The 6,450-nt window shown below is 67.1% G+C and carries 6 protein-coding genes and 1 pseudogene; 1 reads left to right on the top strand and 6 read right to left on the bottom strand.

Features of this window, described 5'->3' with window-relative positions:
* The 4 genes and pseudogenes from TBU01S_RS03215 to TBU01S_RS03200 all read right to left on the bottom strand — a co-directional run.
* Positions 1-233 (bottom strand): annotated as a pseudogene (locus tag TBU01S_RS03215) (acetoacetate--CoA ligase); the annotation flags it as partial.
* Between the two features lie 84 nt (positions 234-317).
* The gene (maiA, locus tag TBU01S_RS03210; protein ID WP_068635181.1) at positions 318-962 is read right to left on the bottom strand and encodes a maleylacetoacetate isomerase; all 645 of its coding nucleotides are present in this window, start codon (positions 960-962) and stop codon (positions 318-320) included.
* A 6-nt stretch (positions 963-968) separates the two neighbouring features.
* Positions 969-1,979, bottom strand: a complete 1,011-nt coding sequence (locus tag TBU01S_RS03205) for a fumarylacetoacetate hydrolase family protein (protein ID WP_068635180.1) — start codon at positions 1,977-1,979, stop codon at positions 969-971.
* On the bottom strand, positions 1,976-2,527 hold the full coding sequence (locus TBU01S_RS03200) for a VOC family protein (protein WP_068635179.1): 552 nt from the start codon (positions 2,525-2,527) through the stop codon (positions 1,976-1,978). Before TBU01S_RS03200 ends, TBU01S_RS03205 begins: the two co-directional genes overlap by 4 nt.
* Positions 2,528-2,673: 146 nt before the next feature.
* Here TBU01S_RS03200 and TBU01S_RS03195 point away from each other — a divergent pair, with 146 nt between their 5' ends.
* A complete protein-coding gene (locus TBU01S_RS03195; RefSeq protein ID WP_245650838.1) occupies positions 2,674-3,594 on the top strand; it encodes a LysR family transcriptional regulator in 921 nt (306 codons plus the stop codon).
* A 130-nt stretch (positions 3,595-3,724) separates the two neighbouring features.
* Here TBU01S_RS03195 and TBU01S_RS03190 read toward each other — a convergent pair whose 3' ends face one another.
* Both TBU01S_RS03190 and TBU01S_RS03185 read right to left on the bottom strand, forming a co-directional pair.
* Positions 3,725-4,492 (bottom strand): Crp/Fnr family transcriptional regulator, encoded by a 768-nt coding sequence (locus TBU01S_RS03190; RefSeq protein WP_068635178.1) that lies wholly within the window; start codon positions 4,490-4,492, stop codon positions 3,725-3,727.
* A 17-nt stretch (positions 4,493-4,509) separates the two neighbouring features.
* Complete coding sequence (locus tag TBU01S_RS03185) at positions 4,510-6,447, bottom strand: nitric oxide reductase activation protein NorD (RefSeq protein WP_068635177.1); 1,938 nt, start codon at positions 6,445-6,447, stop codon at positions 4,510-4,512.
* Positions 6,448-6,450 lie beyond the last annotated feature (3 nt).

Raw genomic sequence — 6,450 nt, 5'->3', positions numbered from 1 at the left:
CGCTCGCCATCGACCAGCACCCGCTCGCCGCGCGTGCCGATCACGCCGCCGTCTTCCCAGACGCTGACCCAGAACTGCTCCGGATGCGCGACCGACCAATCATGAAGCGCAGCGTAGTCGGGCAGCGAAACGCCCCAGCGCCTTTCCGCCGCAACACGGAACGCGGTGACATTGGCCGAGGCGATGCGCTCCGGCGAAGGTGCCCACAAGGGCATGTTGTCTGCAGGATTCATGATGCCTCCTCACCATCCCAAAAGAGCGTGCAAGCCAGAGCGCGCGACCTGTCGTTCCGGGTCGCTCTTGCCGCTCGCTCCGATTCACTCGGCATCGGGCTGCGCCATCGGCGCCGCGCGTCGAAACGCCTCGAGTTCCTCGCACCGGGCGACGATTCCGCGCACCGTCGGCATTGCCGAGAGGTCGCAGTCGAAGCGCCGGGCGTTGAACACCTGGGGTACCAGGCAGCAGTCGGCCAGTCCGGGCCGATCTCCATGGCAGTACGCACCCGTGAGCTCGTCGCCGGCGAGTCTGGCCTCGACGGCGGCCAGGCCGAGCTCCACCCAGTGGCGATACCACGCATTGCGCTGTGCTTCGCTCGCTCCGAGCGTTTGCCCGAGGTACTGCAGCACCCGAAGGTTGTTCAGCGGGTGGATGTCGCAGGCGGTCGCCTGGGCGATCGCACGTACGCGCGCCCGTTCGAGTGCCCCCGCCGGCAGCAGCGGCACCTGGGGATGGGTCTCGTCCAGGTACTCGATGATGGCGAGCGACTGCGTCAGCACCTGCCCTGCGTCCTCCAGCGCCGGCACCAGGCCGGCCGGATTCAGCTCCAGATACTCGGGCCGGCGGTGCTCGCCGCCGCCGCGTAGCAGATGAACCGGTACCGCCTCGTATTCCAGGCCCTTGAGATTGAGGGCGATCCGCACGCGGTAGGCCGCCGAGCTACGGAAGTAGGTGTAGAGCCTCATCGCCTGTCAGCCCTTGCGCGCCACCACCCGGTTCTCGATCGTGCCGAACACGCTGCGGCCTTCGCGATCGAACATCTCGACGCGCACCACGTCACCGTCGCGCATGAAGGGCGTGCTCGGCTCGCCCTGCTCGATCGTCTCGTAGGTGCGCACCTCGGCGAGGCAGCAGTAGCCCACGCCGCCGTGTTCGATCGACGAACCCCACAGATCGCCCTGCTTGTTCGAGACCGTGCCCGAGCCGATGATCGAGCCGGCTTCGAGTTCGCGCGTCTTCGCCACATGGGCGATGAGCTGGCCGAAGTCGAAAGTCATGTCGACGCCGGCTTCCGGCTTGCCGAACAGCTTGTCGTTGAGGTGCACCACCAGCGGCAGGTGGACCTTGGCATCCTTCCAGGCGTCGCCCAGTTCATCCGGGGTGACTGCTATCGGGCTGAAAGCCGAGGCCGGCTTGGACTGGAAGAAGCCGAAGCCCTTGGCGAGCTCGTTGGGGATGAGGTTGCGCAGGCTGACGTCGTTTACCAGCATCAGCAGGCGGATCGCCTTCGCCGCCTCGGCAGGGGTGGCACCCATCGGCAGGTCGCCGGTCACCACGGTGACTTCGGCCTCGAAATCGATGCCCCAGCTCTCGTCGGCCACCACCGCGTCGCGCGGGCCGATGAAGCTGTCCGAGCCGCCCTGGTACATCAGCGGGTCGGTGTAGAACGAGGGCGGCATCTCGGCGTTGCGCGCCTTGCGCACCAGCTCCACATGGTTGATGTAGGCGGAGCCGTCGGCCCACTGGTAGGCGCGCGGCAGCGGCGAATGGCAGGCTGCCTGGTCGAAGGGCTGCGACTCGACCGTATCGCTGTTCAGGGCCTCGTAGACCTGGCGCAGCTGCGGCTCGCAGGCTTGCCAGTCGTCGAGCGCGGCCTGCAGCGTGCGGGCGATCGCCGGCACCGGAAGGCAGCGGGCGAGATCGCGGCGGACGACGACCAGGGTACCGTCGCGGCCGCCTTGCTTGAGGGTGGCGAGTTTCACTTGAACATCTCCTTGTAGCTGCCGTCGTGCATCCAGGCAGCGTGCTTGGGAGCCTTCTTGGTCTGCGCCCATTCTTCGAGCATGTCCCACTTGACCTTGTCGAGCGCATCAAGCATCCCGGGGAGATTGGTGTTGCAGGCGAGTTCGAGGCGGTGGCCGTTGGGGTCGAAGAAGTAGATCGACTGGAACAGCGCATGGTCGGTGGGGCCGACGACCTCGAGGCCCTCGGCTTCGAGGCGCGCCTTGGTGGCGAGCAGGATCTCCATCGAGTCGACTTCCAGGGCGAGATGCTGGGTCCACGCTGGGGTGTTCTCGTCGCGGCCCATCGGCGCCCGGGTGGGCAGCTCGAAGAAGGCGAGCACGTTGCCCATGCCGGCGTCCATGAAGATGTGCATGTAGGGATCGGCCTCGCCGGTCGAGGGCACGGCATCCTCGGCGATCGACAGGATCAGCTTCATGTGCAGGTGCTTCTCGTACCAGCGCGCGGTCTCCAGCGCGTTCTTGCAGCGATACGCGACGTGGTGGATCTTCTTCACGATCGGGGTCATTGCAGTCTCCTCTCTCCTGTAGGCCCCTCGGCAAGGGGGCGATGTGTTTCGTTTATCGATGCATAAGTGATGTCGCTATTAAATTGGAAAATGTTTTATCATTCAAACGACTTTTTCAGATTCATTTATTGGATTACATGATGAATGTGACCTTGCGCCAGCTGCGTGCCTTCCTCGCCGTCACCCGGACCGGAAGCTTCACGCTCGCGGCAGAGAGCCTCTACATCACGCAGTCGGCCCTCAGCGGGCTGATCAAGGAACTGGAGCAGGGGCTGGGCGTTCGCCTGCTCGATCGCAGTACGCGGCGCATCCAGCTGTCGGAGATCGGCCGCGGGATTCATCCGCTGATCGAGAAGATCCTCGCCGACCTCGACGGCGCGCTCGACGAGCTTGCGAACATCAAGGCGCTGAAACAGGGAGTGGTGCGAATCGCGGCGCCGCAGTTGATGGCCTGCACGCTGTTGCCGGACGTGATCGCAGCATTTGCGCGCGATTACCCGAACATCACGATCCGGCTCACCGACTGCGCGGTCGAGAGCGTGACCTCACGGGTGTTTTCGGGGGAGGTGGACCTGGGCGTCGGCCCCGAGCGCGATCCGAATTCCGATATCGACGCCGCGCTGCTGTTCGCGCTGCCGTTCCATGCGGTTTTTCACCGTGAGCATCCACTGGCGGACGCCGAATCGGTGTGCTGGGCCGAACTCGCAAATCACCCCTTGATAACACTGCAGGGCCAGTTCACCGAGCGCCTTTCGATCGATCTGCACAACGTGGTGCGCGGGCTCGATCTCAACCCCAACGCGACCGTGACCTTCATGTCGACCGCACTCAGCATGGTCGCGGCCGGACTGGGGGCGACGATCTGCATTCCCTACGCCGCTTCGCTGGTACGCCTGTATGGCTTGAGCATGCGGCCGCTGGTCGCCCCCGAAGTCTTCCGCCGCTTCCATATCTTCACCCGCAGCGGCCGTTCGCTGTCACCTGCAGCCGAGGCTTTCCGGGATCATCTGACGCGATATGTCCGCGAGCATGCGGGCTTCTCGGTGGAGGGCATGCGAAAACAATAGATTTCACTGGTGTTGCAGCTGCCATCGAGACTGGCTGCGACACCTTGCTCAGCGAAAGCATGCACCATGGCCATGCCCTGCCTGGTATCCGCGTCGTCAATCCTCTTGTGTCATCTTCGGCAGCCGTGGCTCAGTCCAGGCTGCTGCGCAGCCGCTCGATGTCCGGGATGTGGATGGTGCGGCCTTCGACCTCGATCAGGCCGGAACTGGTCAGTTCGTGCAGGATGCGGGAGAAGTGTTCCTGCGTCAGGTTCAGGCGCGAGGCGATGGTGCCCTTGCTGGTGGGCAGGCGGATCGACACGCGGCCGGTGCCGCTGCATTCGCCGCCCAGTTCCTCTTCGCGCAGCAGGTAGCCGATGATGCGCTCGCGGCCGGAGCGCAGCGAATAGCTTTCGACGTCGCCCATCAGGCGGTGCAGGCGCTGGGAGAGGCCGGCGATGATCTTGTGGCAGAAGTCCGGGTCGTTGCTCATTTCCTCGAACAGCACCTGCTTGCCGATGTGCAGCAGGGCGCTGTCGGTCAGCGCCTGCGCCATGACGACGTAGGGCTTGTCCATGAACATCACCGCTTCGCCGAAGCTCTGGCCCGGGCGCAGGATGTCGACCACTTTCTCGTTGCCTTCTGATGAGGTGAAGGCGAGCTTGATCTGGCCGGACAGGATCAGGTGGAAGCCGGTGCAGGTATCGCCGCGATGGAACAGGATTTCGCCCTTGGCGGCCCTGATTTCGCGCACGCCGCGGGCGAAGCGGGCGATTTCGCCACAGCCCAGGCCCTGGAACAGCGAGGCATGGCGCAGCAGGCGGCACAGGCGCTCGACTTCGGGTGCCAGCGAAAGGGCCTCGGCGGGCGGATCGGCTTCGCGCATGGCTTCCTGGCATGGGGTGTCGAAATGGTTCATGGCGTTGCTCTCATGCGTCAGCGGGTCAGTTGGGCATAGAACATCGGCAGGCGGGCGGGCAGTTCGTCGGGCTGGCGGATCACCGCGTAGCCGCCGGGGCCGAACAGGTGGGGCAGGTAGCTGGCGCCCTCGCGGTCGATGGTGACGCAGAAGGGCACGATGCCGCGGCCGCGTGCTTCGATGACGGCGACGCGGGTGTCCTCGATGCCGTAGCGGCCATCGTAGAGGTCGAGGTCGTTGGGCTTGCCGTCGGACAGGATCAACAGCACGCGCCGCGCGGCGGCCTGCTTTTCGAGCACGCTGGTGGCGTGTCGGATCGCCGCGCCCAGGCGGGTGTAGTAGCCCGGCTTGATCGCCATGATGCGGCCGCGCGCGGCGTCGTCGAAGCGCTGCGAAAAATTCTTCAGATGGTGGAAGCGGACGTTGCTGCGCTTGACCGACGAGAAGCCGCACAGCGCGAAGCGGTCGCCGGTGGCCGATAGCGCTTCGCCGAACAGCAGCAGCGAATCGCGGATGACGTCGATGACGCGCGCCTCCGACGAGATCCAGGCGTCGGTGGACAGCGACAGGTCGGCCAGCGCCAGACAGGCGAGATCGCGTTCGCGCTTTTCCAGCGACAGGTAGAGCTGGTCGGATGGGTGCTGGCCGATGGCGCGATCGGTGGCGGCGCGCACCACCGCGTCGAGGTCGAGCTCGCTGCCGTCGATGCGGCCCTTGAGCCAGCGCCGGCCCGGCTGCAGCGCGGCGAACTGGCGATGCAGGTGGCGCGCGGTGCGGTGCAGGTGGGGCGGCAGCGGCGTGGGCGCGGCGCGCGGGTCGTGCGGCGAGGCGGTGAGTTCCTGCAGGCGGACGTGGTCCTCGCGCAGCAGGCCCTTGCGGTAGTCCCATTCGGGCAGCGGAATGCCGTCGCCGAGCACGACGTCGTCCTCCGCGGCGGACGGCAGATCGAGGTCGAAGCGCACTTTGGAGGCGACACGCTCCTCGTCGCGCGACAGCGCGAGCTGTTCGAGGTTGGCGGCAGCGTCGGCGGCATTGTCGTCGGGGTCGTCGTCGCTGCTGCGCTTGACCTTGAGGAACTCTGCCACCGACAGCAGGCTCTCGGCGCGGAAGATCATCAGCAGGCCGTGCTTCTCCTGCGGCTGGTCGACGCGCTCGACGCGGTGGGCCTGGCGTTCGGTTTCGCGCTCGTCGCGCTTGTTCTGCGCGTTGGCGCTGGCTTCGGCGCCGCGTCCGCCGCGGGCGGCGGCGGCCTCGCCGGGCATCAGGTCGCCCAGCCACAGCAGCACGGGCTGGTGCGCCATGCCCTTGGGCGGCAGGGGCGGCAGGGCGGCGACGCTGCCGGGCTGCTGCAGCGCCTGGCGGATCAGGTTCTCGCGTTCGGCTTCGACCGGCGGCAGGCGGGCGGGGGCGATGCGCTGCTGGATGACTGCGGCCACGAGGCGGTCGTAGCGCGGCTGCAGGCCGGGCCAGCGCAGCAGCGCGCGTAGCGTGGCGAGCTGGTTCAGGCGCAGTTCGAGCGTCGCCGCGTCGGCGCTGGCGCCTTCGGGCAGCGGCGCGAGCCGGGCTCGGGCCTCGGCCAGCGCGGCTTCGTCCTCGGCGCCGGCCGGCGCGCCGCTGGCGGCGGCGAGCGCAGCGAGCCACAGGTAGAGGTCGCGGTTCAGGCTGCGCTCGGGCAGGGCGTCGAGTTCCATCGGCAGGCGCAGCGTGACGGCGTCCATGCGCGCGCGGGCCGTGCGTTCGTCGCTGCCGGCTATGCGCGACAGCAGGCTGCGGCGCGCGCCGTGCACGTCGGCGGTGGCGGCGGCGACGCGCAGGCCGGGGTCGCCGCCGAGGGCGCGGAAGAACACGCCCGTCATGCGTTCGATTTCCTTCAGCCTGACCACGGCCTGCGGAAAATGCCCGCCCGCGGCGCGGGTGATGAAGCGGTGCCAGAGCTTGCCGACGGTTTCTTCCACGGC

The sequence above is a fragment of the Thauera butanivorans NBRC 103042 genome (assembly GCF_001591165.1).
Classification (GTDB): domain Bacteria; phylum Pseudomonadota; class Gammaproteobacteria; order Burkholderiales; family Rhodocyclaceae; genus Thauera; species Thauera butanivorans.
This window is presented reverse-complemented; position numbering and strand designations above follow the sequence as displayed.

What these genes read in the sequence shown, in the direction of transcription:
- TBU01S_RS03200 (WP_068635179.1), bottom strand. Translation starts at nt 2,527, where the DNA reads ATGACCCCGATCGTGAAGAAGATCCACCACGTCGCGTATCGCTGCAAG.
- TBU01S_RS03190 (WP_068635178.1), bottom strand. Translation starts at nt 4,492, where the DNA reads ATGAACCATTTCGACACCCCATGCCAGGAAGCCATGCGCGAAGCCGAT.
- maiA (WP_068635181.1), bottom strand. Translation starts at nt 962, where the DNA reads ATGAGGCTCTACACCTACTTCCGTAGCTCGGCGGCCTACCGCGTGCGG.